The organism is Pseudomonas sp. B707 (assembly GCF_022496685.1).
Taxonomy (GTDB): Bacteria; Pseudomonadota; Gammaproteobacteria; order Pseudomonadales; family Pseudomonadaceae; genus Aquipseudomonas; species Aquipseudomonas paraglycinae.
This window is the reverse complement of record NZ_WTVE01000004.1, coordinates 173,638-199,309: the sequence shown is the minus strand read 5'-3', so window position 1 is coordinate 199,309 and position 25,672 is coordinate 173,638. Positions and strand designations below refer to the sequence as shown.

Genomic DNA, 25,672 nt, shown 5'->3' with positions numbered 1-25,672 from the left:
GGTGTGTTTGGATTCTAGTCAGTTTTTTTTTACAGGCATGGAGAGATGGCCCTGTCATCGCGGTCACGCGGCGACGCATCTGGAAACCGTGAGCCTCAGAAACATACGAATGGACACGACTGAGCGTTCGTTCCGGCTGACTTTGGGTCCGGGATCGTGAAATCATTCATTTGACTTGCTTGCCTAAGGCAACTATATAGTTGCCTAAAGCAAGCATATGAGCATCACGCCATGTCCACGATCACTGACCGCGCCGACATCGTCCGGCAGTTCAACCGTTTCTACACCCATCAGATCGGCGTGTTGCAGGAACACTTGCTGCAAAGCGACTACTCGCTCACCGAGCTGCGCATCCTCTACGAGCTCGCGTCCCAGGGCGATCTGACCAGCACCGACCTACGCCAGATGCTCGGCCTCGACGCGGGCTATATGAGTCGCCTCATCAGCGGTTTCGACAAAAAGGGCCTGATCCAGAAAGTCCCCTCCACCACCGACGCCCGCGCCAGTCAATTGCACATCACCGATCTCGGCCGCGAGATCCTCGCCCCGCTGGAGCAAGCCTCGCGACAAGAAGTCATCACCCTGCTCGAACGCCTGTCCGAACCGCAGCAACTGCAACTGATCGCGTCGATGAAGCAGATCCAAACGCTGCTCGAGGGCGGCCAGTCTACGACCTACCTGCTACGCGATCCGCAGCCCGGTGACATGGGTCTGGTGGTGCATCAGCAGACTGCGATCTACAGCCGTGAATACGGCTGGAATTCAGAGTTCGAAGCGCTGGTGTCAGAGGTCGTCGCCAAATACCTGCGCGAATTCGACCCCACGGGCGAGCGCTGCTGGATCGCGGAGAAGGATGGCAAGGTGGTGGGTTCGGTGTTCGTCATCCGCCACGACGAAACCACTGCGAAACTGCGCATGCTCTACGTGGATGCCAGTGCGCGGGGATTGGGGATCGGCAATCGGCTGATCGAGGAATGCCTGCGTTTTGCCCGGGATGTCGGCTACAAAAAGATGATTCTCTGGACCACCAGCAATCTGGTGGATGCCCGCCGGTTATACCAGCGGGCGGGGTTTGAGTTGGTCGAGGAAGAGCCGATTCACAGCTTCGGCAAGGATTTGGTCAGTCAGACGTGGGCGATTGCTTTGTGAGGTCTATGCCCAGTCTTTATAGCCAGGCAGAACGGGGCACAAACCACGGGTGATTGCGCCCGGAACGGCTCAGTGCGGACTGGCAGTCGGACGAACCACGATCTCACTCACATCGACATCGTCGGGCTGTTCGATGGCATAGGCGAGCGCTCGCGCAATGGCGTCTGCATTGAGCGCCACACGGCGGAAGGCTTTCATTTCCTCGCGAGCCACATCATCGGAAATCGTATCCGCCAATTCGGACTCGACGACCCCCGGGCACACCACGGTGACGCGGATCTTGTCCGTTTCCTGACGCAGACCATCCGAGATAGCCCTGACCGCGAATTTGGTCGCGCAGTACACCGCGGCGGTCGGAGAAACCGCGAGGCCACCAATCGACGAGATATTGATGACCTGACCGAAACCCTGCGCCTGCATGTCCGGCAGGACGGCTGCAATACCATGCAGTACGCCACGCACGTTGACATCGAGCATCTGGTTCCATTCGTTGACCTTCAACGAAGCCAGCGGAGACAACGGCATCACGCCCGCGTTGTTGATGATCACATCGACCTTGCCATGTTGCGTCTTGGCGAACGCCACGAAGGCGTGCATTGATTGCAGATCCGTAACGTCGAGTGCGCAGGCACTTGCCGAGCCACCTTCGGCGCGGATCTCGCTGACCAGTTTGTCCAGACGCTCGGTACGGCGGGCACCGAGGACCACATGCGCGCCTTTGGCGGCGATCAACCTGGCGGCCGCTTCGCCGATACCACTGCTTGCACCGGTAATCAGGACGACTTTGTTTTGAATGTTCGACATATCCGTAGCTCCTGCTGTCTGCATTGAGGTTCAGCACCGACCGCTGAAGACGCGTTCGTTGCTGCGGGGTACGTCGAAAAGATTAAGGGCGCAGACCTGTTCGACGCGTGCCGAAACCTGCGCAACTTTTGCCTATTCGTGTCTGAGTGCATCGCCTGCAAATTTGTGATGAAGCGCCGCTCACGCCCCACGGAACTCGCTGGGCGTTACGCCCACTTCACGACGAAAGACCTGAGAGAAGTGACTGGGGCTTGAGTAGCCGACCTCCAGCCCGACGTCGATGATGCTAAGGCGGGTTTCCAGTAGCAGGTGCCGCGCGCGAGCCATGCGCAAGCGGATGAAGTACTGCGATGGCGACAGCCCCGTCGCCCGCTTGAACAGGCGGCTGAAGTGGTACTCGCTCAGCTCGGCAAGGCTGGCCAGTTTGGCCAGGCTGAATTCAGCGCTTAGTTGCGCGCGCATGGCGTCGGTGACTTTGCGCAGTTTGTAGGCTTGCAAGGCGTTGACCCGACGCCCGGGCTGGCTTTCAGCGAGATAGCTGCGCACCAGATGCACGGCCAGCGCCTGCGCCAGAGAGCGGGCGAAAAGCGCGCTGGGCGTGCGTTCCAGAAGCAATTCGGTGCGCAACTGCTCCATGACAAACGCGACGCGCCCGTCCCGTGCCCCTGAAACATCGCGCAAACGCACAGGCCCGGCGTGCTGGCCCGACAGCTCTCGAGACGCTAGCTCGATCAAGGGCAGCCCCAGATAAAGATGCATGACTTCGAAGGTATCGCCTCCGTGCGTCTGCCAGCGCATTTCATACGGCTCATCGGAACTGGTGAGGAAAAAATCGCCGGCACTGACATCTGCAGCTTCCCACTCGCCACCCAATGCGCGCTCCTCTACCGTCGCCGCCCCGGCCAGAACCAGAACGAGCAGCGGTTCCACCACTGCAGGCACGAGAATGGGCTCAGTAACGCTGCGATGGGTAAACAGCTGAATCACCACGTCCGTGATTTCCGGGTGCGAGGGTAACGCCTGGGGTTCGCCTGGCAGGAACTCACCCATCGACTCGCCGGTGATGCGCAAGTCTCGAGAGGATGTCGACAACGCGTCCTGGGAGGTACGCCCGGTATTTGCCATGAACTCGTCCTTTTCAGATTCTGCTGTGCGAAGCCAGACAGGTCTCCGATGCTTGCCCGCACGCCGCGTCAGCAGACCGGCTCGATAATATCGGGCTTTTGCCGTGGGTTGAATCGAGCACCAAGCCTCGCTCACTGACATTCAGCGCAAAACCCCGACAGCGTGGGCAATCTCACGAAAGCCGACCTCACTCCGCTGCGAGACAGTAGGCCCGTCGCCGATGACAGCGCCTCGCAGGCGCCAACACGGCTTATCCCTACTCGATCAAAAAACGCTGGAGAACATCATGACCGACTTCAAGAACAGCACCCCAAACGAAGTGGCCGGTAAAGTCGCGCTGGTTACTGGCGCGGCCAGTGGCATCGGCAAGGCCATCGCACTGCTGCTGCATGCCCGCGGCGCCCAGGTCATTGCTGAAGATATAAACCCTGAGGTCGAAGCACTGGCACGCCCCGGCCTGGTCCCCCTGGTGGCCGACATCACTCAGAACGGGGCAGCCGAGCGCGCGGTCGCCCTGGCCGTCGAGCAATTCGGGCGGCTGGACATTCTGGTCAACAACGCCGGCATCATCATCAATAAACTGGTCATCGACATGACCCGCGAAGACTGGGAGCGCATTCAGGCGGTCAACGCCACGGCGGCCTTTTTGCATAGCCGGGAGGCGGTCAAAGCGATGATACCCAACAAGTCCGGATCGATCGTCAACATCGCGTCCTACGCCTCCTATTTCGCCTTCCCCACCATTGCGGCCTACACCGCCTCCAAAGGCGCGCTGGCCCAACTGACGCGCACCCTGGCGCTTGAGGTCATTGGCCACGGCATCCGGGTCAATGCTGTCGGTGTCGGCGATGTGGTGACCAACATCCTCAACAATGTGGTCGACGACGGCCCTGCCTTTCTCGCCCAACATGGTGAAGCCGCACCGATCGGCCGCGCCGCCCAACCGGAAGAAATCGCCGAAGTGGTCGCGTTCATCGCCTCGGACCGGGCCAGCTTCATGGTCGGTTCGGTGGTCATGGCCGACGGCGGCATGACGGTCACGGCCGGCTGAGCCGCAGCACAAACGCGCCGCAGGACATGCCCGACCAACCCGAGAGGATCAGGCAAATCTGCGGCAGTTTCGTCCTAACACCGCTGCGCTCGGCTACGTAATCTGAAAGCACGCAACGGATGCAGACACAGGCCACGGCAGGCCGCTCAGATGAACAACGTCAATGAGGACTGAACAATGAAAAACGCAAAACGGCTTTCCCTTTCACTGGTGATCGGCGCGATGGTGGCCTGCGCGATCAACCTTTCCTCGACCAGCCTGTACCTGGCAGCTGACGGTGCTGATCGAACTCCAGGCATGCGCGTGAGTGAAGGTGGCAGTGACCGCACTCCGGGGTTCCGCGTTGCCGCTGATGGTTCGGACCGCACGCCAGGCATGCGCGTCACTGAAGGTGGCAGTGATCGCACTCCAGGGTTCCGCGTTGCCGCTGATGGTTCGGACCGCACCCCCGGCATGCGCGTAACTGAAGGTGGCAGTGATCGCACTCCGGGTTTTCGCGTTGCCGAAAACGGCTCTGATCGCACGGCTTTGGGCCGTATCGGCTCAGTCTGAACATCCGAGGAGAAAAGTGATGAAAGATGCCAAAAAAACCACTCAGGACCATCGTTACGCAGGCATGTGGGTTACCGCGGATGGACTCATCCGTCATGAGCTTCTGACGACTGGTCGTTACGACGAGGCCCGTGGTAAAAACAAGAGCGCCTATCAGGGCCGCTACGAACTGGTCGGTGATTACATCCAGTACTGGGACGACACCGGCTTCACCGCTGACGGCCACTTTCATGACGACGTGCTGTATCACGCCGGAATGATCCTGTATCGGCAATGAGTACTTTGATGATGTCGGGCGAATATCGTCTGCCTGAAAAGCTTCAGGCAGACGTTCATCAACACTTGTGAGAGCCTTGAAATGGAACAGAGCGATGCTTTCATCCTTCAAAACACAGCCGTCTACCGTGACGAACTGGTTCGCCTGCTGACGCAACGCTTTACCACACCCGGGATCTATGAGACCGCCATAGCGCCCCTGCATGTCATCCGTTTCGATGCACCTTCGGAGCTGATCCATACCGTGCACAAACCGGCACTTTGCCTGATCGTGCAAGGACAAAAGGAAATCGGCCTGGGTGACGACCAGTACCTTTACGACCCCCTCAGCTACCTGGTGGTTTCGGTCACCCTTCCGGTGTCCGGTCGCGTGCTGATGGCCAGCCCGGAGGCGCCCTACCTGTGTATCCGGTTTGATTTCGAGCCCACGGAAATCGCTCAGGTCATCGCCGACGCTCCGCCGGCAGGCGTCCCGGACGAGCCGGAGCTTGGCCTTTTTCTTGAGAAAGTCGATGTACCCCTGCTGGAAACCATGCTGCGGCTGGTCCGGCTGCTGGAAACACCGAAAGACATCGGCATGCTGGCACCGCTCGCCCTTCGCGAGTTGTATTACCGCCTCCTGCGGGGTGTGCACGGCCGTCGTCTGTATGAGCTTGCCCTCGGCGACTCGCAAACACGGCGAGTAACACGGGCAATCGACTGGTTGAACAACCACTACACCCAACCCTTGCGCATCGAAGAACTCGCCCGGGTCGCCAATTTGGGCAACTCCACATTGCATCATCGCTTCAAGGCGGTGACAGCCATGAGTCCGCTGCAGTATCAGAAACAACTGCGCCTGCAGGAAGCCCGCCGCCTGTTGCTCGGCGAAGGGCTGGATGTGGCGAGCGCCTGTTATCGAGTGGGCTACGAAAGCCCGTCGCAATTCAGCCGGGAATACAGTCGCCAGTTCGGGTGCCCGCCCTCCAGAGATGCCAGCCGGGTCCGGCATCCTGCGTGAACGCCTGGCCGGAGCCAGTTCAGGGCAGCAGAACGCCAGGGAAAGATCCAATACGACGGTTATTGAAGGAACCATCGGAGGTTGTTTAAGGGTTTCGGCCTTCGCTGTTTGAAGACACTCTGCGTTACTTCCTCAAGGCTACAACGCCTTGCGTCATTGCCTACGACTACGCCAGAGTCCGCCGGCTGCGGAATGAGTGTTGACCGAAGCTGCCATGGTGGATGGCAGCTATCGGCCAGAGCAAACGTTGCCGATTGTGACCAGGTCCAATCTCCAGTGTCCGCCCTCTTTTTATGTCGTGGAACAGGCCGTTCGCAGCGACAGAGACTTCAGATTTGCGACAAACCACCGTCGACCATCAGCTCCACGCCGTTCACATATCTGGCGTCGACCGAGGCCAAAAACAGTGCCGCGCTGGCGATTTCTTCAGGTTGTGCCATGTAGCCCAATGGCGTGATTTGCTCGACGTATTGGCGTAGTGCAGCGATGTCGCTCTCGCTCATTTTCAGCCCGTTGTCCATCAGCGGCGTGCGTGTGAAGCCAGGGCTCAACACATTTGCGCGGATTTTGCGGTCCTTGAGTTCGTTGGCCCACGTGCGTGCAAATGATCGCACCGCCGCCTTCGACGCGTTGTACAGACTCAATCCCTCCATACCATTGCTGGAGCAGATTGAGGCGGTCAAGACGATGGACGAATTGTCTTTCATCAAGGGAAGAAGTGTTTGAACGCTGAAAAAAACGCCTTTCACGTTCACGTCGAACATGGCGTAGTAAGCAGCCTCGCTGGTCTCTCCGAGGGGATTTTTCTCACAGATCCCGGCATTCGCGAAGACCGCGTCAAGCCGGTCGTCCCGCGCCTGGATTGTCGCTTTGAGCGCGTCGAGATCGGCTTGGCGCGAGACGTCGGAAACCACCGCGACAGCTTTGTCGCCGAGTCTGGCAACCGCCGCCTCCAGCATTACCGCTGCCCGCCCAGTGATGTAAACGCGTTTGGCGCCCTCGGCGATCAAGGCTTGCGCAATGGAAAATCCGATCCCCGTGGAACCGCCGGTCACTACGGCAACCTGATCGCTGAATTTTCCTGACATGTCTGACTCCTCGGTCGTTGATTAAGGGGTCGTCTGAAACGACCTTGCTCATGGTGAGCGTCATCGGAGCAGAGCGGCACTGACAGGAATGAACATTGATCGTGCAGTTTTGTAAGGCGAAAACGCAGGAGTGACTCCCTAAATTGGGACCCATGACTTGGTCCGAGCGGGCGCGAAGCCTTGCCTTTCACTTGTCGTCAAACCTGAGTTTCCCTACAGGATGCCTGTCATGTCTCGAATCGAAATCGAAGTGTCCGAACCCCGGCGCTGGTTGATGTTTGCCATCTTGCTCGTCGGTGCGTTTCTACCGCCCCTGGATTTTTTTATCGTCAACGTCGCGCTGCCCTCGATACAGGACGACTTGGGGACAGGTTCCTCTGCCGAGCAGTTGGTGATTTCTTCCTACGCGACGCTCTATGCCGTGACGCTGATTACCGGCGGGCGACTCGGCGACCTGTACGGTCGCGGGCGGATGTTCTTCCTTGGCCTGCTGGGTTTTGCCGCCGCGTCACTGTTGTGTGGCGTGGCAGGTTCGCCGTGGATCCTCATCCTCGGCCGAGCCTTGCAGGGGGTGACCGCCGCCGTAATGGCTCCTCAGGCGCTCGCATCGGTGCAGGCGATTTTTCCGGCGTCGGAAAGACCATTGGCATTGAGCCTGTACGGAGCCGTGTTTGGGCTGGCATCCGTGATCGGTCAGGCACTGGGCGGCTTTTTGATTGAAATCGACGTTTTGGGCATGGGGTGGCGGGCGATTTTTCTCGTTAATCTACCGATTGCGTTGCTGGTGATTGCGTTCGGCATCCCTGTGCTGAAAGAAACCCGTGCGCAGCATGCCAACAAGCTGGATCTGGTGGGCACAGCATTTTCGATGCTGACCCTGACCGCTCTGGTCGTGCCTTTGATTGAAGGTCGCGAGGCGGGATGGCCGTTGTGGGCATGGCTTTCACTGGCCGCCAGCCCTGTGCTGGCGGTATTGTTCTGGCGCTACGAGAACCGCTTGCACCGAACTGGTGGGACCCCCATCCTCGCACCGGCCGTACTGAAAGCGCCGGGCCTGGGGCGAGCGCTACTGGTCGCGCTTTGCTTCTATTCAATCGGTGTGTTTTTTCTGATGTTTTCGATTTACCTGCAAGGCGCGCTGCATATGACCGCGCTGCATGCCGGGCTGATTTTCCTGCCGTTCGGCGCTGGGTTTCTGCTCGGCCCCCTGTCGGTCCCTCTACTCAGACGCATCCTCGGGGGCTACGTGAATCCCATAGGCATGGGACTGGAGGTTTTCGGACTGCTATGGCTGGGCTGGCTCGTGTCAGTGACACCGACCACCCTCGCCCCGCCCTTCACATCACTCACGATCATCCTGTTCCTGATCGGTCTGGGACAAGGCTTGGGCCTGCCGACGTTGATGCGCATGGTCACGGGGCGGGTCGCGCCGGCGTATGCCGGAATGATCGCAGGCATCACCAGTGCAACGCTGCAAATCAGCACATCACTGAGCGTCGCGCTGATTGGCGGTGTCTTTTATACCTTGCTGGGAGAACCGGCTACGGCAGTCAGCATCGCTTACGCGTTCACTATCGCTGTACTGTGCATCGCCGTCTGTCTGGCCGTGGGAGCAGCGATAAGCCTGACGTTAGCGCGCCAGCCAGTGCATGTACCGGAGGTATCGGCTGTCCGTTTGACCTGAGGGGGCTACCCCGCGCCGATCATGCTGGAAGCGAGGTCGGCCAGCGCACGCAACCGGTCCATCTGGCGCATGTCCTGGTGATAACCCATCCAGATGTCCCGCCCTGGTGGCGGCTCATCCTCATCCAGCAGGCGCAGTCCTGATATGGAGTCGCCGAGGACGCGGGGCAATACGGCAACACCAAGCCCCTTCGCGCACATCTGCGCCTGAACTGTACGGCTGCTGCTGGTGAACACTGTTCGGGCCCGCGGATACCGCTGCTGCAACCAATGCACGTCGGGGTAATGAGCCTGGGCAACGTTCATGAGGATCAGCCCCAGGCCTTCACCGTCCGGCTGCGGCGCCGGAGCATGCAAAGCGGCGTAGAGTCCGTAAGTCAGGGTTGTCAGCTTGCGGTGGACGATGTCGGGTTCGGTGAAAGGCACGATCCGGAAGGCGATGTCGGCATCCCGGCGAGCGAGGTCGAACAGACGATGCCCGGCGATGACTTCGGGAACGATCAACGGATACCGTTGCACCAGTTCGCTCAGGACCGGCGCCAACACATGGCAGGCGAACCAGTCGGCCGAGGATATGCGCAACAGGCCTTCCGGCTGATCGCCATGTCCTGCCAAACGACGCTCGATAGCCAAGGCGCTGTGTTCCATGTCCTGCGCCAGACTGAGAATCCTCTCACCAACATCCGTGAGCACCAGCCCTTGAGCCGTCCGCAGGAAAAAGGTTTGCCCGATGGTTTGTTCAAGCACCTGCAGGCGCCGCCCGACGGTCGGGTGACTGACCCCCAACTGCCTGGCGGCACCACCGAGCGAGCCACTGCGGGCAATCGCCAGGAAGACCCGCATGTCACTCCATTCCATGCCCTCGTCCCATACTGAAAATGAACGATGAGGTTGCAACAATGGCCGTCCCGCAGCAATACCCTGAACCACGTGCTTCGAAACCATTATCAAGAGCAGTGGCTTTGAAATGAACGTTGGCTCAGTCGGAGCGGATCACCCTACTCGCCTTGGGCATCCACCACTTCGATTCGAGTGATTCCGACCAGACTCGCCTGCTTGATGATCTCCTCGGGTGTGGAGTCTGCATCAGGCATGATCAGGCTGTTCTCGCCATCCCCGAAATGTAACTGCAACAAGTGCATGGCCGCGTCCTGAATGGGCAATTCAGGCTGCTTCAGTTCGAGCTGATGGGTACGGGGCTGGTCGTTGAACAGGTACGTGATCGTGTAATTGCGCATGGATGACACCCTCAGAATGGTAATCGGCACCTATCCTGACTGAGTGGTCAGCTTATAGTTCAAGCAGATGACTGTTCATGAATTTCGATCCAGTCACGTGATCTGATCAGCCTCGCGACAAGGACTTCAGACGCTCGACCAGTGCGGCTTCAAAAATGATGTACAGCCGTTCGGCATCGCCGGCACGCAAAGCTCCGCCGGTTTCCAGTCCCAGCACGAATCCATCCGCCCGCGCCCCTGCCTTGACAGCAATGATCATCGAATCTGCCCGGACAATCTGCGCCAGCAGTCGATCTGCTTCACGCTGAATCTTCTCGCCCAACACTACGCCTTCCACATCGCCACCCAATACCTTCAATTCGACATCCAATACACGACAGCGATAACCGCTGAAACCCAAATGATGGGTCAGGATCGTTCAGCCCGCAACAACAGCTCACATCGCCCTTGGGACCACAGTTTGCGCGATCATCTACGACTTGTAATAGAACCCCCTCCAGAAAGGACGGTCTGCTCTTTTATGACCTCTCGGAAGTAAATCCAATGTCCGCGCAGCGCAACCTGGTAATACTCGCTCGGGGTGGATACGCCTCCCGCGGAATGCTCTATTTGATCATCGGTATATTTGCCTTGATGGCAGCCCATGACTCGACAAAACCGAAGGACAGTCACAAGAGCCTGGAGGCCTTGCTGAGCCAACCGTTCGGCTATTTTCTGGTGGGACTTGTGGTGGCGGGTCTGCTTGCATTTTCGGCATGGCGTGTCCTGCAAGCCGTACGCGATGTCGATCATCACGGCACGCAATTCAAGGGTCTGGTGATTCGTGCAGGCCTGTTTGCAGGAGGTTTGGTCAACGGTGCTCTCGCGTTCTTCGCATTGGGCCTGCTCGTGAGCGGCACCCGAAACTCGAGCCATTCAGGAGAGCAAACCAAGGATTGGCTGGCGCATCTTCTGTCGTGGGAGCACTCGAATTTATTGTTGTATCTGATCGCGCTCATACCACTGGGCGTTGGAGTGGCTCACATCATCAAGGGATGGAAGGCTTCGTTCGAGAAGTATTTTGAGGCCGACGACGAGGTCATGCGTTACGTCCGTCCGGTGTCACGATTCGGCCTGATCGCCCGCGGAGTCGTGTTTATAGAAATTGCTTTGCTGCTGGCAGTGAGCGGTTCCGCTTATCAAGCCATGGACCCACCCGGCATGAAGGAAGCGCTGGACGCACTCCAGAGTCTACCCGCTGGATGGCTTGTCTTGATGGTGATGGCTCTGGGGCTGATTGCCTTCTCGGTTTACAGTTTCTCTGAAGCGTGTTGGCGCAAGATAAACATGGATGTGCCAGGCGTAACCAAATGAAAAGCCCGGCATTAAGCCGGGCTTTTGATCTCGCCGCAGGTCCGTCTATCTATTCGTTCAGGCCGCCATATTCGAACCGCTGAGGCTTTTTTTCAGTGAAGCTTTCATCACTTCCATTTCCTTGCCCAACTCCTCGAGCTTGGCATTGCCCAGCAGCTTTTTGGCCTGGGGAAACATCTCGGTTTCCTCTTCCTCGATATGGTGTTCCAAAAGTTCCTTGACCACCTTCACGCGGCCGGCAAACTCGGGCGTAGAAGGATCGGTAGACTTCAGGTCTGGCAATACCAGTGAATCTACCGTGCGATGTTCTTCTTTCGCCTCGTAATACATTTCATCCTGTTCCTTACCGCCTGCTTCCTTGAAAGCCGGATACAGAATCTGCTCCTCGAGCTGGGTATGAATGGTAATTTCCAGTTCAAGCTTGTCCAGCAACTCCGCCCGCTTTTTTAATGCGCGATCGGTGGATTCACTGAGTTGATTCAGGATGCCTTTAACTTTTTCGTGGTCAGTTTTCAAAAGGTCGATGGCGTTCATTTGAGGCCTCTATCACGGATTATTATTCGCCGATCCAGGTCGGCAATTCTTGCGTCATTCCAGACAGACACCGCATATTTTGTGCCAGCACTTCAGCTTTTAAATGGCATTAAACATCAACGGCTTGCGCAATATGATGGCCAAATATAAGCATGCACTCTGCATGAGCAGGGGTTGAGGTTCTTGCAAATAGCGGAAGTGAACCAATACACGGCAACGGCTGCGAGAGGTAATAATGATTGGAAATACAGGTGGAGGACGCTAGGGCCAGTAGCCCTAGCTGATATCACTTTTTCTTGTTCGCCGGTTTTTCTGCTTTGTCTGATTTCTTAGCTTTGGTTGATTTACCATCAGCTTTCTTGTCAGATTTTTTTGGTTCGGCATCTTTCTTCTTGTCTTTCTTTTCGGACGATTTGGCAAGCGCCGAAGCTGCCGCTGACTTTTTCGTCGGGGACGATTTTTTATCTTTCAATTCCTTGGCATTTTTCGAGGACTCACCTTTATTTTTCTTCTCTTCTTTAGCCACGACGACCACCTCTCGAAGTGCCGGTATTGGCACATTGCCTATGAAATTTTCCACAAGCTGATCATTAGGCGAGAGCGTCCTGAAGCGGTTCAAATTATTTGATACCGTTAAATGGCTTCATATATAACCGAACCAGCAATTCGTCTTTCAAAACATCAACGGAGATATCCATGAAAACCGCCCTAATCTCCGACACCCACAACCTCCTCCGCCCCGAAACCCTCGCCGCGCTCCAGGGTTGTGACCAGATCATCCACGCCGGCGACATCGGCAACCCGGACATCCTCGCCCAGCTGGCCAAAATAGCCCCCGTTCACGCCGTGCGCGGCAACAACGACCTCAACAGCCCGTGGGCCGAAAACCTTCCCGACCTCCTGACCTTCACCCTCAACGGCTGGCCAACCCTCCTCGTCCACGACATCGCCGACGTTCCCGCCGATCTCGATCCGGGCATCAGGCTCATCATCACCGGCCACTCCCACAAACCCCGCATCGAATGGCGCGGTGAGCGTCTCTACGTGAACCCCGGCAGCGCCGGCCCTCGGCGTTTCAAGTTGCCGGTCACGCTGGCGATCCTCGAGATACAACCCGACCGCATCGAACCGCGCCTGATTTCCCTGCTGGATCCCCCTGCCTGAAACCGCTACCGTTCCCAATCCAGAACAGGGAACCCTCGCACCATGTCCATCGCTGACAACCTCCTCGCCTTCACTTTCGCCGCCACGCTGTTGACCCTGACGCCCGGTCTCGACACCGCGCTGGTGCTGCGCACCGCCACCGTCGAAGGCAAGCAGCAGGCGTTGCGTGCGGCGCTGGGGATCAATGCCGGTTGTCTGTTGTGGGGCGCGGCGGTGGCGTTTGGGTTGGGGGCGTTGATTGCAGTGTCGGAGCTGGCCTACAACCTGTTGAAGTATTGCGGCGCGGCATATCTGGCGTGGCTGGGGTTGAACATGCTGCTGCGCCCTCGCCGTTCGCTGGCACCGGCCGAGGCCGACGGCAAGCCGGGGGCGAACTGGTTTTTCAAGGGCATGCTGGGGAATGTGCTGAATCCGAAGATCGGGATTTTCTACGTGTCGTTTCTGCCGCAGTTCATTCCGCAAGGTCAGCCGCTGGTGCCGTGGACGTTCGGCCTAGTGAGCATTCACGTGGTGCTCGGGCTGATCTGGTCGCTGGTGTTGATTGGCGCGACGCAGCCGTTGTCCGGTTTCCTTCGCCGCGAGAAGGTGATTCGCTGGATGGATCGCACCTCCGGGATGATTTTCGTACTGTTTGCCGCGCGGTTGGCGTTCAGCAAGCGCTAAAGGCCTGAAGGATCACTATCAATCCATTAAGATCTGTTTACCGACGTTCTGGTCAAAAGACTCCGGCATCGATTACAGCGCCCCGATTCTTGACCTGAACGACCTCGTGCCAAGTGTCGGTCAGCGCGCACTGGCCCGGTTTGATTACCACGAGCCAATCACCGTTGGTGAAACCCTCCAGGTCATTTGGTGCCCGCCCATTTCCGATCTGAATGGCTGGGATGAGCAGCCATCTGAGATTACGCAGAGCTATCTCCTGACTACCAGAGTCGTCGGCATTGCTCCCTCAGGTCGTGGTCGATACGAACTCGAAATCCTGAACCGTGAGCTGTTTGTGAGTGTATTGCGAGCGCTTGCGGAGGATTTGCAGGGGCAGCAGAGCTTCATACACCTGGATCGTCTGGCCTGGGATGAAATTCATTGGGCTGGCAGCGCTACCGTTGAGGAGTTCACCTATCTGAACGCCCTCACACCGCATGAAGCCTTCATGGAGTTGATCGTCAAAGTCATCGGGAACGAGATCATCGGCCTGTTTTCGTTGCACATCGATCCGGGCGGTGTTTTCTGCAAACTGGGCGGCACGCGTCTGGCAGGTTCGGAACTGGCAGCAGTCAAACGAACGCTCGCCACTGCCCGCCCACTGCATGACACGCGGGCCCATTACCTTGCTTGATCCTCTCTGACACCACTCGCGCAAAAGACATCAAACAGAAGACTTGCCCATTACATATGGATATCCGTATATTCGGACAACCATATGTACCCAAGGCATCGTCATGCTCAACCCCGCCTCCGTTTTCAAATGCCTCGCCGACGAAACCCGCGCCCGGGCCACGCTGCTGATCACCCGTGAAGGTGAGTTGTGTGTCTGCGAACTGGTCTGTGCGCTGGACGACAGTCAGCCGAAAATCTCCCGCCATCTCGCGCAACTCCGCACCTGCGGCCTGTTGCTGGATCGCCGTCAGGGCCAGTGGGTTTATTACCGGCTCAACCCTGATTTGCCGGCATGGATTCGCACGCTGCTTGAAACCACGCTCGCCGCCAACACCGCCTGGCTGGAAGAAAACAGCGCGCGGCTGGCGGCCATGGGCGATCGCCCGCTCAATACGTCTGCCTGCTGCTGAGGATCAACCATGCGAGTTTTATTCATGTGCACCGCCAACAGCTGCCGCAGCATTCTGTCGGAGGCGATGTTCAACCATCTGGCGCCGGCCGGTTTCGAAGCAGTCAGCGCCGGCAGCTTCCCCAAGGGCCAGGTACTGCCGCGCAGCCTGACCACGTTGCAGGCGGCCGGCATTTCCATCGCCGGGTTGAGGAGCAAGGGCAACGAGGCCTTCGAAGACAACCCGCCGGACATCGTCATCACCGTGTGCGACAAGGCCGCCGGTGAAGCCTGCCCGGTGTATTTCGGCCCGGCACTGAAAGCCCATTGGGGGCTGGAAGACCCGTCGGATGTGCGCGGCGATGAACGCACCATCGACGCCGCCTTCCGCGCCACCCTCGCCCGAATCGAAACCCGCTGCCGGGCCTTCCTCGCCCTGCCCTTCGCCGAACTTGACCGTGATGCCCTCAAGCGCGAGCTCGACCGCATCAGCACGCTGTAACCGGAGCCGACATGACTGACCTGCCCAACCTCGATCCTTCACTGGTTCAAACAACCACGCGTGACGAAGACGCGCACAAGCCGCGCATCCTGTTGCTGTACGGTTCGACCCGCCCGCGCTCCTTCAGCCGTTTGCTGGTCGAAGAAGCCGCCCGCTTGCTGGAGCACTTCGGTGCCGAGACGCGGATCTTCAATCCTTCCGGCCTGCCGCTGCCGGACGATGCGCCGGGCGATCACCCGAAAGTCCAGGAACTGCTTGAGCTGATGCAATGGTCGGAAGGCCAGGTCTGGTGCTCGCCGGAACGCCACGGCGCGATGTCGGCGGTGTTCAAGGCGCAGATCGACTGGGTGCCACTGGCCCTTGGGGCGGTCCGTCCGACTCAGGGCAAGACCCTGGCGGTGATGCAGGTCTGCGGCGGTTCGCAGTCGTTCAACGTGGTCAATCAACTGCGCGTACTGGGCCGCTGGATGCGCATGTTCACCATCCCCAATCAGTCATCGGTACCCAAGGCTTATCTGGAATTCGACGAAGGCAACCGCATGAAACCCTCGGCGCTGTACGACCGGGTGGTAGACGTGATGGAAGAGTTGGTGAAGTTCACGCTGTTGCTGCGTGATCGGCCGGATCTGGTGGATCGTTATTCCGAGCGTAAGGAATCGGCGGAGGAATTGATGCAGCGGGTCAATCAGCGCTCGATCTGATGACCAGACCTCACAATAAAAAACCGGTGCGAACGTTCGCACCGGTTTTTTTCGTCGCCGGGTTACGGCTGGATGGAAGCATCGTCGCTTTGAGGTGACTTGTTTTCAGCGGGCAACCGTCGACGGCGCATCAGGCGATACGCCGCCGGTATGACAAACAGGGACAACAGCGGCGCCGTGACCATGCCGCCGACCATGGGCGCGGCGATGCGGCTCATGACTTCGCTGCCGGTGCCGCTGCCCAGCAGAATCGGCAACAGGCCGGCGATGATCACGGCCACGGTCATCGCCTTGGGGCGCACGCGTTGCACAGCGCCTTCGCGAATCGCCGCGACCAGTCCACGTTCAGAGTGGTCGCCGAGGCCTTCGCGCTCGGCCCAGGCGTTTTTCAGGTAGAGCAGCATGATCACGCCGAACTCGGCCGAAACCCCGGCCAGCGCAATGAAGCCCACACCGGTGGCGACCGACAAGTTGTAGCCCAGCAAATACAGGAACCACGCACCGCCGCTCAATGCGAACGGCAATGTGGCCATGATCAGTAGCGCCTCATCGAAGCGAGCAAACGTCAGGTAGAGCAGCACGAAGATGATCAGCAGCGTGGCAGGCACTACCAGTTTCAGCCGCGCATTGGCCCGCTCCAGAAACTCGAACTGCCCCGAATAGCTCAGACTCATACCGGGCTGCAATTTCACCTGTTCATTGACGGCGCGACGCAGATCGGCCACCACCGAAGCGATGTCCCGCCCGCGCACGTCGATGTACACCCAACCGGACGGCCGGGCATTCTCGCTCTTGAGCATCGGTGGGCCGTCCGTGACCTTGATCTTCGCCAGCATGCCGAGGGTGATCTGGCTGCCGGAAGGCGTGTAGATCGGCAATTGCTCCAGGGCGCCGGGCGAATCACGCCACTCTCGTGGATAACGGATGTTGATCGGAAACCGCGCCAGCCCTTCGATGGTTTCCCCGACGTTTTCCCCGCCAATGGCACCGGCAACGATGGATTGCACATCGCTGATGTTCAGCCCGTAGCGGCCGGCGGCGTTGCGGTCGATATCCACGTCGATGTAGCGGCCACCGGTCAGGCGCTCGGCCAGTGCCGAACTGACGCCGGGCACACCTTTGGCCACCCGCTCGACGGCCTGGGTCGCGGCGTCGATCTGGGCCAGATCGTTGCCGGCGACTTTCACGCCGATGGGACTTTTGATCCCGGTGGCGAGCATGTCGATGCGATTGCGGATCGGTGGAATCCAGATGTTGGTCAGGCCCGGCACGCGCACCACGCGATCCAGTTCTTCCACGAGTTTTTCCGGGGTCATGCCTGGGCGCCATTGATCGTGGGGCTTGAACTGGATCGTGGTTTCGAACATTTCCAGCGGTGCCGGGTCGGTGGCGGTTTCCGCGCGGCCAGCCTTGCCGAACACGTGCTCGACCTCGGGCACGGTTTTGATCAGACGGTCGGTCTGCTGCAACAGTTGCGCGGCTTTTTGCGCCGACAAACCCGGCAAGGCCGAAGGCATATACAGCAGATCGCCCTCGTCCAGCGGTGGGAGGAATTCGCCACCAAGCCGCGAAATCGGCCAGGCCGCGCTGACGAATACCAGCAATGCCACCAGCAGAGTGAGTTTCGGCCGCCGCAACACCGCATCCAGCGCCGGCTGATAGATCCGGATTAACCAGCGGTTGAGCGGATTGTGGCGTTCATCCGGAATCCGCCCGCGAATCCAGTAGCCCATCAGCACCGGCACCAGCGTCACCGACAATCCCGCAGCTGCTGCCATGGCGTAGGTCTTGGTGAACGCCAGCGGACCGAACAGCCGCCCTTCCTGGGCCTGCAAGGTGAACACCGGAATGAACGACAGCGTGATGATCAGCAAACAGAAAAACAGCGCCGGCCCCACCTCCGCTGCCGCGTCGGTCATCACCTGCCAATGGCGCTCGCCCTTGAGCGCCTGCCCCGGATTGGCCGCGTGCCACGCTTCGATTTTCTTGTGGGCGTTCTCGATCATCACCACCGCCGCATCGACCATCGCACCAATGGCGATGGCGATCCCGCCCAACGACATGATGTTGGCGTTCAAGCCCTGATAACGCATCACGATGAAGGCGATCAGCACGCCCACCGGCAACGAAATGATCGCCACCAGCGAAGAGCGCAAATGCCAGAGGAAGATCCCGCACACCAGCGCGACGACGATGAACTCTTCGAGCAGTTTGTGGCTGAGGTTTTCCACGGCGCGATCGATCAGCTTGCTGCGATCGTAGGTGGTGACGATCTCCACGCCGGGCGGCAGGCTGCTTTTCATGTCATCGAGTTTGGCCGCGACCGCCGCAATGGTCTCGCGGGCGTTCTTGCCGCTGCGCAGGATTACCACGCCCCCGACGGTTTCGCCCTGGCCGTCCAGCTCGGTGATGCCCCGGCGCATATCCGGCCCGGTCTGAACCGTTGCGACATCGCCGAGAGTTACCGGCACCCCGCCAGCACCGAGTTTTAACGGGATCGCCCGAAAGTCATCAAGGGTTCTCAGGTAGCCCGATGCCCGTACGATGAACTCGGTTTCGGCCATTTCCAACACCGCGCCACCGGTTTCCTGATTGGCCTTGCCGATGGCTTCGCGCACCTGCGCCAGGGTGATGCCGAGGCTGGCCAGCCGCACCGGATCGGGCTGCACCTGATACTGCTTGACCATGCCGCCGACGGTGGCGACCTCGGCGACGTTAGGCAGGGTCTTGAGCTCGAACTTGAGAAACCAGTCCTGCAACGCCCGAAGCTGCGCCAGATCATGCCCGCCGCTGCGATCCACCAGAGCGTACTGATAGATCCAGCCAACGCCGGTCGCATCCGGACCCAGCGCCGGTTTGGCGCTGACCGGCAATCGACTCTGGATCTGGCTCAGGTACTCCAGCACCCGCGAGCGCGCCCAGTATTGATCGGTGCCGTCCTCGAACAGCACGTACACGAAGCTGTCACCGAAGAACGAATAACCGCGTACGGTTTTCGCCCCCGGCACCGAGAGCATGGTGGTGGTCAGCGGATAGGTCACCTGGTTCTCGACAATCTGCGGCGCCTGTCCGGGGTACGGCGTGCGGATGATCACCTGCACATCGGACAGATCCGGCAGCGCATCGATCGGCGTGCTCTGCACCGACCACACGCCCCACCCCGTGACAAACAGCGTCGCCAGCAGCACCAGAAAACGGTTGGCGACGGACCAGCGAATCAGCGCAGCGATCATGGCTGACTCCCCGAAACGTTCCCGTCTGTTTCAAGCGGCTCGGCGACGATGCCCTTGAGACTGGCCTCGGAATCGAGCAGGAACTGGCCGGACGTCACGACGTTCTGCCCTTCTGCCAAGCCGTCGAGGATCACCGTTCTGCCGGCGCTTTCCTGGCCGAGCCGAACCTCCACCGGGCGATAGTGCCCCGCGTCTTCGGCGAGCATGACCAAAGCCCGCTTGCCGGTGCGGATGACGGCTTCACTCGGCACCCACAATTGACTCTGCCCGGTTGATCGACTCAGCCGCACTTGCGCCGTCATCCCCGGCCGCAAGTGGCCATCGGCATTGGCCAGCTCGACCCGGACGCGCAGGGTGCGGCTGTCTGCGTTGGTGTCCGGCAGAATCGCGCTGACCACTCCGTTGAAAACTCTGCCGGGAAAGGCCGGCAGGCGCACTTCGACGGCCTGCCCCACGGCAACCGAACCGGTCTGCGATTCCGGCACCGCCACAGCGAGCCAGACACTGTTCAGCCCGTTGACCCGCGCCAGGGTTTCACCGCTCGCCACGGTCATGCCCGCCCGCACATCGAGTGCTTGCAGCACACCGCCCAAAGGGCTGGTGACCGTCAGTTCGGACTGCACCTTGCCGCTGCGCTCCACTTGAGCAATCAGGCTCGACGGCATCCCGGTCAGCCGCAAGCGCTGGCGCGCCGCCGCGATCAGGTCGGCATCGCCGCTGCGTCTGAGCGCCAGAAACTCGCTCTGGGCCGCCGTCCATTCCGGCACGAGGATATCGGCCAACGCCGCGCCAGCCGTCAGCACATCCCCCGGCGCTCGGGCGTAGACTCGCTCGACAAACCCATTGGTGCGCGCCTGGATCACCGCGACATCGCGCTCGTTGAACCCCAGCACACCGCTCACATCGAGGTTTGAGGTGAAGGCGCCGCGACTGACCGGCGCTACACGCAGACCGAGGTTCTGACTCAGCCCCGGATCAATGCTGACGGTCGCACTGCCCTCCCCGCCGCTGGCGTATCGGGGCACCAGTTGCATGTCCATGAAGGGTGACTTGCCCGGTTTGTCGAACTTTTGCTGCGGGTACATCGGGTCGTACCAATACAAGGCCTTGGGCTCGGTGCTCGGCGCTGGGGCTGAAGCCGGCACGCCCTTCATTCGCTGATAAGCCAATCCGTAACCGCCACCCACGCCCACCGCCAGCGCGAGGCCGGCCAGCCACACGCCGTTCCATTGTTTACGGTTCACAGGCTGGTCTCCCCATAAGCGAAATGCAGACGCGCAGCGGTCAGCGCGCGTTGTTCTTCCATGTCGATCTGTTTGAGGCGGGCCTCGATGAGTTCGCGGCGGGCGTTGACCACCGCGTTCAAATCGCCCTGGCCGGCGCGATAACTGGCCAGGCTCAGATCGACTTTCTCTCTGGCCAGCGGCACCAGGCTTTCTTCGGTGCGGCGTACGGCCCGATCGAGGCGCTGGTAATCGGCCAACTGGTTTTCCAGTTGTTCGGTGTGCTCGCGGGACAGGGCCTCGCGCTCGGCTTGCAGTTGGCTGACCTCGGCCTGTCTGGCGGCGATTTTCGGGTTCTGCCGCGTCTCGGGAAACAGCGGCAGATCCCAGGAAAACTGCACGCTGACCATGTCGCCAAACTCGCGGCCCCGATGCTGGTAATCCACCTCCCAGCTCCAGTCGGATTTTTTCTCGGACACCGCCTCTTGCACCCTGGCCTGGGCTTCGCGGGTCATGGGGGCGAAAGCAGCCAGTTCGGGATGGTGTTGCAGTTGATGATTGAAGGTCGAGGCATCGACCGGCCACACGGGCAAACCGCCCTCGGGCTTGTCGTTGGCGGCGGTGCCGATCCAGCGTTTGAGCGCGGCTCGGGCCTGGGTGCGCTCGAGGGTCAGGTTGTCCTGTTGCTCGGCGAGTCGGGCCGCCTCCTGCTTAGGCGTTACCGCGTCGGCAGGTTGCGCGCGGCCACCGGCGATCTGCGCCCGGACGGTCTCGCTCAGCAGACGGTTTTCCTTGAACAAGTCCTGGAACAACGCTTCTTTGCGCTCGACCGAATAGCCGCTGATCCACGCCAGCGCCGTCGCCTGACGCACCTTCAAACGCTCGACACGGCGCTCGGCCGCCGCGCGCTCAATAGCGGCGTCGGCAACTTCGATGCGCGCCTTGCGTTTGTCTGCGTTGGGCATCTCCTGCCGGTAACCGACCATCTGCATGGTCATGAAGTCCTGATCGACGCTCCAGCGATCCGGGCCGCCCACGGGGTAGTTCTGCAAACCGAGCAACAACTTGGGATCGGGCAACTCACCCGCCGGAATGGCCGCGCTGCTGGCGGCCTGGATTTTCTGATCTTGTGCGGTCAGCGACGGCGCATTGTTTTCGGCCAGCCGCAGCGCTTGATCGAGTGTCAGCGCGGCGGCGAAACCCGGCCACGCGAGCACGCTTGCCGCAAGGCCGGCCACCAGAGGCCAACCCGTGCAATTGCACTTGAATGTCATGGTTACGATTCCTGTGATCGTCCACTGCGCGCGGCGAAAAACACGCGCACAGCCAAATCACTCCGCCTGGGCGGAATGAGCTTCGAGGGGGGACAGGAATCAGGTGCGGGGCGGTCGCCAGACCCCGGACGGGGCCGCTAGCGGCAGGGAATCACTGAAGAACGAATGCGTGACAGGGCTGAAAACGGTAACGGGCGGCTTGAGGATCGCGACTTGCAGCAGGCCGCCGGTCTTGCACTCCTGGCCGGGTTTGCAGGGGGAGCCATGGTCGGCAGGACTCTTCATGTCCTTGCAGCAATCCATGTTCATGCCGTCCATCATCGCCATGCCCATGGTTTGCATCGGGCACGGTTCTGTCGGTGCCTGCACGCCCGCCATCCCGCTGAGGGGAAGCGCCAGGCTGATCAGGAAAACGAGACAAAACCGCAGATAGCGTTTCATGGCCGGGAGTCTAGTCGTGAAAACGGGCGCCTACAATCGGCTGCCCAGCGATCTCACCGGACACGCATTAAGCCAGGATTAGCAGCAAAAAATGATGCAGCAGGCGCCCCATCACCTAACCTCAATGTTTGTGTGATCAACCGGAATCTCCCAGTCCCATGCGTAATGCATTGAAGTCATTGATGTTCATCGCTCTGATCCTGCTTGGTTCGGGGTTGGTGGCGGTGTCGGCCGCCGACGTGTCCGGCACACCGGATGTCAGCACCGGCGCCCCGCTCCCCGGCGTCACGCAAAGCGATCTGCAGGCCTTGCAACAGCGCCTCGACGGCCTCAAGCAGCAGATCTCGTCCGCCAACAATTACAACCAGCTCGAAGGCCCGCAGGATCGGGTGCAGACGTTCATTCTGGACATCGATCGGCTATCGGCCTCGCTGTTGCCGCAGCAGGCGCAATTGACTGTGCAACTGGGCGTACTCGGTGCCGCGCCGGCCGAAGCGGTCGCTGCCGAACAAGCCGATATCGCGGCGCAACGGGCGACGTTGATCGAGCAGAAAACCAAAGTCGATACGGCGTTGAAGAACCTCGCCACCCTCAAGCAAAACGCCACGGAGCTGATCACCCAGATCGCCGGTATCCGCCGCACCTTGCTCGAAAGCGAACTGACGCTCAGCACCCACAGCATTCTGAATCCCGGCTTCTGGGCTCCCCTTGTCAATCCGTCGGCGGATGACCGCCAGCGTCTGCGCTCTTTCGTCGATCAGGTGCAACAGACCGGCGCCGAAGCCTGGCAACCGGGTCAGCGACTTTACACCGCCCTGCTGGTGGTACTGGCCTTCGTCGTCTGGACGCTGGGGCGGCGACTGGCCGACCGCTGGCTGGCGTGGGTGTGCATTCACCGCATGCCGGAGGGTCGACTGCGCCGCAGTTCACTGGCGTTCGCCTCGGCGCTGGCGACTCTCGCGACCACCGCCATTGCCCTGCAACTGCTCTATTACGCCTGCACCCGTCACGTGCCGTTGCCGCCGATGCTGGCGACATTTTCCGAGGAGTTCGGGAAAGTGGTTTATGCCTGCGTGCTGATCACAGGGCTCAGCCGCGCGTTGCTCTCGACCGAGCACCCGTCCTGGCGACTGCCGGCGGTGGCTGACCCGGTGGCGCTCGCGCTGCATCCCTACGCGCGGATCCTCGCCGCAACGCTGCTGGTGCTGGTGACGGCGGTGCAAGTCAGCAATGCCGCCGGCATGAGCAGTCAGATCGTGCTCGCAGGCAGAGGCATCATTGCGCTGGCGGTGCTCGGTATCGTCACCACGCTGCTGATGCGCGTCGGCAGGTTGCGCAAAACACTGGCCGCAGCCGGTGACACCCAAGTGGCGGGCAACACCTTTGCCGGGGTGGTTTACACCATCGCCACCCTGGCGATGGTGCTGTCGTTCGGCGCCCTGCTCACGGGTTACGTATCGCTGGCGCGGTTCATCACCTATGAACTGGTGTGGGCGTTTATCGTGTTTTCCGGGTTTTACCTGCTGATGCAGTTGCTCAAGGACAGCTGCGAGTATTTCTTCTCACCCCGCCATTCCAGCGGCAAGGCGCTGAAACAGCTGCTGGGTGTCGGAGACCGGCGCCTCGAACAGGCCTCGACCCTGCTGGCCGGCTTCGGTCGGGCTGCGCTGTTGCTGTTGGCGGTGATCACGCTGTTTGTCGGCGGGATCGGCACCACTCTGGGCCAACTGGCCAACAACATCGGCACGATCCTCGGCGGCGCCGGCCTGCGCAAGCTGAACATCGTCCCCGGCCATTTGCTCAACGCGATGCTCGCGCTGCTGATCGGCATCTACCTGATCCGCGCCCTGCGCCGCTGGCTCGACAACGAGTTCCTGCCCAAGACCGACATGGACCCGGGCATGTGCGCCTCGCTCAGCACGCTGTTTTCCAACATCGGTTATGCGGTGGTTATCCTGCTGACCCTGTCATCACTGGGCGTGCAATGGACCAACCTGGCGTGGATCGTCAGCGCCCTGTCGGTGGGCATCGGCTTCGGTTTGCAGGAGATCGTGAAGAACTTCGTCTCCGGCCTGATCCTGCTCACCGAACGCCCGGTCAAGGTCGGCGACCTGATCAGCATCAGCGGCGTCGAGGGCGACATCCGCCGGATCAACGTGCGCGCCACCGAGATCCAGCTCAGCGACCGCTCGATCGTGATCGTGCCCAACTCGCAACTGATCTCGCAGAACCTGCGCAACGTCACCCTCGGCGGCAGCGCCCAAGGCGTGGCGACGCTGGAACTGATGTTCCCGCTGGATATCGATCCCGAACAGGTGCAGAACCTGCTGTTCGACACCTACAAGGAACACGAAACCATCCTCGAAAAACCCGCGCCGTTCGTACGTTTCAGCAAACTGACGCCGGACGGGATTACGTTGACGGTGACCGGGTATGTCGCCAGCCCTAGGATTGTCGGGACGACCAAGAGTGATCTGTTGTTCGAGATTCTCAAGCGGCTGGGGGCGGCGGGGATTGAGCTGGCGAAGCCGCCGAGTACCTGAGGAAAAACCTGATGGGAATCTGTACCGCTGCGCGCCTCCTGATCAGGCCTCAGTGGTGTCAGTCGACTCTGTAGCCACTTCAGCTTCCAGTTTCAGGCGATCCGCCTTGCTGATGTACTTCGGTTTGTTGCTCTTGGGTGCCAGTTTGGCGTTGGCCTTTCTGGATTTTTCCTTGAAGAGCTGCTGCAGTTTTTTCTGACGGTTCATGGTGATTTGGCCTGCTTGAAAGTTGTTGAATGATATCAGCGTTGGGCCTGCTTCACCCCAGCACGTCAGTGATCCACTGCACCTGCTGCTTCAGATCCTGCACCTTCCGCTCGCATACCCCATGCCGCGCCCGTCCGAAATGAGCCAGCGTTTGCTGCTTGTGTCGCAACCGATGCTGCCACTTGCTGACAAACGCAGGACTGCGCGCCTGCAACTGCAGCGGTCCGAAGTACAGTTCCTCGGCGGTATAGGAAACCGGCCCGCCCCGCTCGGCCACGATGACTTCGTAGTCGAAGCGGTTCTCCCGCAAGACTTCCTCAACGAGGATGCGGTACCCGTTGTCCATCAGCCATTGGCGCAGCGGTTGTTCGCCACCGTTGGGTTGCAGGATCAGGCGCTCGCGGCCGCTCAGGCGCGCCTTGCCGGCCTCAAGAATGTCGCGGATGGTCTCACCGCCCATGCCGCACACGGTAATTGCCGTGATCCCGTCCGCCGGCTCGACGGCCATCAAGCCATTGGCCAAGCGCACGGTGATCTGTTGCTCAAGATCGCTTTCGCGCACGGTGCGTTGCGCCGAACGGAACGGCGTCTCGGCCATCTCGCCCGCAACCGCCGCCGCGATCGCGCCACGGCGCATCAGTGCCACCGGCAGGTAGCCGTGATCCGACCCGATATCGGCCAGCCGCGCACCGGCGGGCACGTGCGCCGCCACCCGCTCCAGGCGCATGGACAATGTCTGTTCGTTCAACCGCAACCCCTTTCACTC

General features: G+C 60.2%; 28 protein-coding genes. 14 read left to right on the top strand and 14 right to left on the bottom strand.

Annotated elements, in window-relative coordinates:
- The first annotated feature begins 231 nt into the window (after positions 1-231).
- Positions 232-1,149, top strand: coding sequence for a helix-turn-helix domain-containing GNAT family N-acetyltransferase (locus GQX66_RS00900; protein ID WP_240865172.1), 918 nt, complete (start codon positions 232-234; stop codon positions 1,147-1,149).
- A 69-nt stretch (positions 1,150-1,218) separates the two neighbouring features.
- Here the strand turns inward: GQX66_RS00900 and GQX66_RS00895 are convergent, their stop codons facing one another.
- Together GQX66_RS00895 and GQX66_RS00890 are read right to left on the bottom strand one after the other, a co-directional pair.
- A complete protein-coding gene (locus tag GQX66_RS00895) occupies positions 1,219-1,953 on the bottom strand; it encodes an SDR family oxidoreductase (RefSeq protein ID WP_039773164.1) in 735 nt (244 codons plus the stop codon).
- A 180-nt stretch (positions 1,954-2,133) separates the two neighbouring features.
- The gene (locus GQX66_RS00890; protein ID WP_240865165.1) at positions 2,134-3,078 is read right to left on the bottom strand and encodes an AraC family transcriptional regulator; all 945 of its coding nucleotides are present in this window, start codon (positions 3,076-3,078) and stop codon (positions 2,134-2,136) included.
- Between the two features lie 286 nt (positions 3,079-3,364).
- Here GQX66_RS00890 and GQX66_RS00885 point away from each other — a divergent pair, with 286 nt between their 5' ends.
- The 4 genes from GQX66_RS00885 (at position 3,365) to GQX66_RS00870 (ending at position 5,957) form a co-directional block, all read left to right on the top strand.
- Positions 3,365-4,129, top strand: coding sequence for an SDR family oxidoreductase (locus tag GQX66_RS00885; protein WP_240865164.1), 765 nt, complete (start codon positions 3,365-3,367; stop codon positions 4,127-4,129).
- A 177-nt stretch (positions 4,130-4,306) separates the two neighbouring features.
- The gene (locus tag GQX66_RS00880; protein WP_085611829.1) at positions 4,307-4,681 is read left to right on the top strand and encodes a hypothetical protein; all 375 of its coding nucleotides are present in this window, start codon (positions 4,307-4,309) and stop codon (positions 4,679-4,681) included.
- 19 nt (positions 4,682-4,700) lie between these two features.
- Positions 4,701-4,958, top strand: a complete 258-nt coding sequence (locus GQX66_RS00875) for an Atu4866 domain-containing protein (RefSeq protein ID WP_240865161.1) — start codon at positions 4,701-4,703, stop codon at positions 4,956-4,958.
- An 81-nt stretch (positions 4,959-5,039) separates the two neighbouring features.
- Complete coding sequence (locus GQX66_RS00870) at positions 5,040-5,957, top strand: AraC family transcriptional regulator (RefSeq protein WP_102718781.1); 918 nt, start codon at positions 5,040-5,042, stop codon at positions 5,955-5,957.
- A 329-nt stretch (positions 5,958-6,286) separates the two neighbouring features.
- On the opposite strand, the gene GQX66_RS00865 is transcribed toward GQX66_RS00870, so the two are convergent.
- Positions 6,287-7,045, bottom strand: coding sequence for an SDR family oxidoreductase (locus GQX66_RS00865; RefSeq protein WP_129972591.1), 759 nt, complete (start codon positions 7,043-7,045; stop codon positions 6,287-6,289).
- A 229-nt stretch (positions 7,046-7,274) separates the two neighbouring features.
- On the opposite strand from GQX66_RS00865, the gene GQX66_RS00860 reads away from it, so the two are divergent.
- Complete coding sequence (locus GQX66_RS00860) at positions 7,275-8,729, top strand: MFS transporter (protein WP_240865159.1); 1,455 nt, start codon at positions 7,275-7,277, stop codon at positions 8,727-8,729.
- Positions 8,730-8,734: 5 nt separating this feature from the next.
- Here the strand turns inward: GQX66_RS00860 and GQX66_RS00855 are convergent, their stop codons facing one another.
- From GQX66_RS00855 to GQX66_RS00845, 3 genes are all read right to left on the bottom strand, one after another.
- Complete coding sequence (locus GQX66_RS00855; protein ID WP_240865156.1) at positions 8,735-9,586, bottom strand: LysR family transcriptional regulator; 852 nt, start codon at positions 9,584-9,586, stop codon at positions 8,735-8,737.
- A gap of 140 nt (positions 9,587-9,726) precedes the next feature.
- The gene (locus GQX66_RS00850; protein WP_240865154.1) at positions 9,727-9,966 is read right to left on the bottom strand and encodes a hypothetical protein; all 240 of its coding nucleotides are present in this window, start codon (positions 9,964-9,966) and stop codon (positions 9,727-9,729) included.
- Between the two features lie 106 nt (positions 9,967-10,072).
- The gene (locus GQX66_RS00845) at positions 10,073-10,303 is read right to left on the bottom strand and encodes a hypothetical protein (RefSeq protein WP_085747576.1); all 231 of its coding nucleotides are present in this window, start codon (positions 10,301-10,303) and stop codon (positions 10,073-10,075) included.
- Positions 10,304-10,509: 206 nt separating this feature from the next.
- Here GQX66_RS00845 and GQX66_RS00840 point away from each other — a divergent pair, with 206 nt between their 5' ends.
- A complete protein-coding gene (locus GQX66_RS00840; RefSeq protein ID WP_240865153.1) occupies positions 10,510-11,319 on the top strand; it encodes a DUF1206 domain-containing protein in 810 nt (269 codons plus the stop codon).
- A gap of 57 nt (positions 11,320-11,376) precedes the next feature.
- On the opposite strand, the gene GQX66_RS00835 is transcribed toward GQX66_RS00840, so the two are convergent.
- Both GQX66_RS00835 and GQX66_RS00830 read right to left on the bottom strand, forming a co-directional pair.
- Entirely contained in the window at positions 11,377-11,853 is a 477-nt protein-coding gene (locus GQX66_RS00835; protein ID WP_007955324.1) for a hemerythrin domain-containing protein, read from the bottom strand.
- Between the two features lie 286 nt (positions 11,854-12,139).
- The gene (locus GQX66_RS00830) at positions 12,140-12,388 is read right to left on the bottom strand and encodes a hypothetical protein (protein WP_240865432.1); all 249 of its coding nucleotides are present in this window, start codon (positions 12,386-12,388) and stop codon (positions 12,140-12,142) included.
- A 161-nt stretch (positions 12,389-12,549) separates the two neighbouring features.
- On the opposite strand from GQX66_RS00830, the gene GQX66_RS00825 reads away from it, so the two are divergent.
- The 6 genes from GQX66_RS00825 to arsH all read left to right on the top strand — a co-directional run bounded on the left by GQX66_RS00825 (position 12,550) and on the right by arsH (position 15,985).
- Positions 12,550-13,017, top strand: a complete 468-nt coding sequence (locus tag GQX66_RS00825) for a metallophosphoesterase family protein (protein ID WP_240865145.1) — start codon at positions 12,550-12,552, stop codon at positions 13,015-13,017.
- 42 nt (positions 13,018-13,059) lie between these two features.
- Positions 13,060-13,680, top strand: a complete 621-nt coding sequence (locus GQX66_RS00820; RefSeq protein ID WP_240865136.1) for a LysE family translocator — start codon at positions 13,060-13,062, stop codon at positions 13,678-13,680.
- Positions 13,649-14,353, top strand: coding sequence for a hypothetical protein (locus GQX66_RS00815; RefSeq protein ID WP_240865133.1), 705 nt, complete (start codon positions 13,649-13,651; stop codon positions 14,351-14,353). The genes GQX66_RS00820 and GQX66_RS00815 overlap by 32 nt, the downstream gene beginning before the upstream one ends.
- 103 nt (positions 14,354-14,456) lie before the next feature.
- Positions 14,457-14,804 carry a metalloregulator ArsR/SmtB family transcription factor gene (locus GQX66_RS00810; protein WP_064381911.1) on the top strand — a complete coding sequence of 116 codons (348 nt, stop codon included), beginning with the start codon at positions 14,457-14,459 and terminating at the stop codon, positions 14,802-14,804.
- A 9-nt stretch (positions 14,805-14,813) separates the two neighbouring features.
- Positions 14,814-15,284: an arsenate reductase ArsC gene (locus GQX66_RS00805; protein WP_240865126.1), complete on the top strand. Its 471-nt coding sequence runs from the start codon at positions 14,814-14,816 to the stop codon at positions 15,282-15,284.
- An 11-nt stretch (positions 15,285-15,295) separates the two neighbouring features.
- Positions 15,296-15,985 (top strand): arsenical resistance protein ArsH, encoded by a 690-nt coding sequence (gene arsH / locus GQX66_RS00800; protein WP_102718793.1) that lies wholly within the window; start codon positions 15,296-15,298, stop codon positions 15,983-15,985.
- A gap of 62 nt (positions 15,986-16,047) precedes the next feature.
- On the opposite strand, the gene GQX66_RS00795 is transcribed toward arsH, so the two are convergent.
- The 4 genes from GQX66_RS00795 to GQX66_RS00780 form a co-directional block, all read right to left on the bottom strand.
- Positions 16,048-19,218 carry an efflux RND transporter permease subunit gene (locus tag GQX66_RS00795; RefSeq protein WP_240865124.1) on the bottom strand — a complete coding sequence of 1,057 codons (3,171 nt, stop codon included), beginning with the start codon at positions 19,216-19,218 and terminating at the stop codon, positions 16,048-16,050.
- On the bottom strand, positions 19,215-20,462 hold the full coding sequence (locus GQX66_RS00790) for an efflux RND transporter periplasmic adaptor subunit (RefSeq protein WP_240865122.1): 1,248 nt from the start codon (positions 20,460-20,462) through the stop codon (positions 19,215-19,217). Before GQX66_RS00790 ends, GQX66_RS00795 begins: the two co-directional genes overlap by 4 nt.
- Positions 20,459-21,715, bottom strand: a complete 1,257-nt coding sequence (locus tag GQX66_RS00785; protein ID WP_102686737.1) for a TolC family protein — start codon at positions 21,713-21,715, stop codon at positions 20,459-20,461. The genes GQX66_RS00790 and GQX66_RS00785 overlap by 4 nt, the downstream gene beginning before the upstream one ends.
- A gap of 99 nt (positions 21,716-21,814) precedes the next feature.
- Positions 21,815-22,156, bottom strand: coding sequence for a hypothetical protein (locus GQX66_RS00780; protein WP_085703749.1), 342 nt, complete (start codon positions 22,154-22,156; stop codon positions 21,815-21,817).
- Between the two features lie 158 nt (positions 22,157-22,314).
- On the opposite strand from GQX66_RS00780, the gene GQX66_RS00775 reads away from it, so the two are divergent.
- Positions 22,315-24,699, top strand: coding sequence for a DUF3772 domain-containing protein (locus GQX66_RS00775; protein ID WP_240865120.1), 2,385 nt, complete (start codon positions 22,315-22,317; stop codon positions 24,697-24,699).
- A 42-nt stretch (positions 24,700-24,741) separates the two neighbouring features.
- Here the strand turns inward: GQX66_RS00775 and GQX66_RS00770 are convergent, their stop codons facing one another.
- Together GQX66_RS00770 and GQX66_RS00765 are read right to left on the bottom strand one after the other, a co-directional pair.
- Entirely contained in the window at positions 24,742-24,906 is a 165-nt protein-coding gene (locus GQX66_RS00770) for a DUF2986 domain-containing protein (RefSeq protein WP_102718798.1), read from the bottom strand.
- A 52-nt stretch (positions 24,907-24,958) separates the two neighbouring features.
- Positions 24,959-25,654: a tRNA (adenine(22)-N(1))-methyltransferase TrmK gene (locus GQX66_RS00765; protein ID WP_102718799.1), complete on the bottom strand. Its 696-nt coding sequence runs from the start codon at positions 25,652-25,654 to the stop codon at positions 24,959-24,961.
- Positions 25,655-25,672 lie beyond the last annotated feature (18 nt).